The 1,992-nt window shown below is 34.9% G+C and carries 1 protein-coding gene and 2 tRNA genes; all 3 read right to left on the bottom strand.

Features of this window, described 5'->3' with window-relative positions; all coding sequences use genetic code 11:
- Positions 1-1,278 precede the first annotated feature (1,278 nt).
- A tRNA-Arg gene (locus tag BN338_RS03665) sits at positions 1,279-1,355 on the bottom strand.
- A gap of 39 nt (positions 1,356-1,394) precedes the next feature.
- Entirely contained in the window at positions 1,395-1,703 is a 309-nt protein-coding gene (locus BN338_RS03660; protein ID WP_039759157.1) for an ETC complex I subunit, read from the bottom strand.
- An 89-nt stretch (positions 1,704-1,792) separates the two neighbouring features.
- Positions 1,793-1,869, bottom strand: a tRNA-Pro gene (locus tag BN338_RS03655).
- Between the last annotated feature and the right edge of the window lie 123 nt (positions 1,870-1,992).

The raw sequence follows: 1,992 nt of genomic DNA, 5'->3' as shown, positions 1-1,992 counted from the left end.
CGATCTAAAGAGCTAAGATCTATCGCAACATTGTCGGTTAGCAAACAGGCAAAATGTACAGAATATTTGGCTTATTCCTTCATAAGAGTACAGATGATAGAGCTCAATGAATTTAGCATTATACCATTCACAAGTGTCGGCGTGAAATAGGCTTTTGGAGGGGCTTTAAGGGATATATTTTTAAAACAAGCGCATAAATATGCAATACAATAGCGCTTCGTTCTTCACACTATATTCCTATTGAAACAATAATCCCCTTAAATCATATGCGTTTAGAACATCAGATCTCATCCGCATAACATTTTATCATAACCGTTACTCAATCCTAAATAGCTCTCGCATAACGTACAAACTATAAAGAAATGAGAAAAAACATTTGAAAATATAAATACGTAATCTAAAAACTTAATTCTGAGATACAATCTATCTTCATTCATAATTCAAACAGAATATGTACAACATAACCTATAAATACCAGCATATATTCTTAAACAGAACTAAGAAAACCGTAAACTATTTGAAATCTATAGCTCTACCCTTAGAATCACTGACAACCACATTAAATCAGATTGGCAATAAATATATCACATTGAAAAAACAATATCTTATCTGGGCAGCACATACACAACATCTTTTTATCGCAAAAACTCTAAAGTTATAACGTGTTATAAAGGACAGCTTTCAATACAAGAAATACCTTTCATCCCTTCAGGGGATATTATCTCTAAACTCTCATCATAAACAGATAACGTTTTTATTCTTCAATGTTCCATAAAACACTAAACAGAATCTATCATGTCTTGAAAACCAATCTTACCCAAGATCGTACTGAAAAACGTCATAATATTATTCATAAAAAAAAATTTTAAAGTAGACATTTTTTGCAATTTTACCAGCATTAGCCACAATGCTTAAACCTCATTTAAGAAATAGCACATTCATTTTTAGAAAAATAAAAAAAGACTTATAAAAGATAAGTTTTGGCAATCTGTTTTCTAAAGCATGAAATGCAGCTGCATTAAAAGAATAAGCCAATGGGTGAAAAAAATGATCAGCAATACGTAGCAAGCAAATGCAGAAACGACCATATCACAATTTAAAACGCTTTTGGGCAGGCAGAGAAAACAGCATGGCATCACTTTATACCCAAACAAGCCAACAGACAACGGCAATAGCATCTATAAAAAACATCAAAAAGGCTCAGAGCGTACAGAAAAATAAATTAATAGAATCAAAGAGAAACTTCTAAACTTTTTTATCTATTCATTTTCTTAAACATGGCGATCCCGACAGGATTCGAACCTGTGACCCACGGCTTAGAAGGCCGTTGCTCTATCCAGCTGAGCTACGGGACCCAAATGATTATTTCCTCAATTCACAATAGCATCTTTAATTCAATGTGTCCAAGATTGCTGCCGATCACTGCGAAAATTATCAGAATAAGAAATAGCACGCCGAATCGATGTATGTGTTTTTTCTACACGATAAGGGATAGCGTTCTTGCGTGCAAAAGCAATTGCTTCTTCCCTCCTATTAAAACGGATTCTCACTTGACTATTCATATCAGATGTTGCCGTGTAACCCATAAGAGGCTCTAGCATTTTTGCTTTCATCGGCTCATACTGTAAAATCCAAAAGCCTGTATTCCCTTTATTACCTGACTGCATAGCTGTTTTAGCAGGACTATAAATACGTGCGATCATGCCTTTTCCCTTCAGGTTACACAACGCTTGAACGATCGTTTTTCACCACACGTACCCAACTGGGTCATTATCATACACCTTATTAAATATGGTCGGAGCGATAGGATTCGAACCTACGACCCCCTGATCCCAAATCAGGTGCGCTACCAGGCTGCGCTACGCTCCGCTATTTAACATTCATTTGATGCACATTTCCTAAAATTTTCACAACAGAAGTGCAAGAGAAAAACACACTTTTTTTCAATTTTGTTGCATTTCTTTACAAAAAAGAACGTTTTTAAGTTTTCTT

The organism is Bartonella queenslandensis AUST/NH15, from assembly GCF_000312585.1.
Lineage (GTDB): Bacteria > Pseudomonadota > Alphaproteobacteria > Rhizobiales > Rhizobiaceae > Bartonella > Bartonella queenslandensis_A.
Note: the sequence above shows the minus strand (reverse complement) of the source record. Positions and strands in the feature narration are given on the sequence as shown.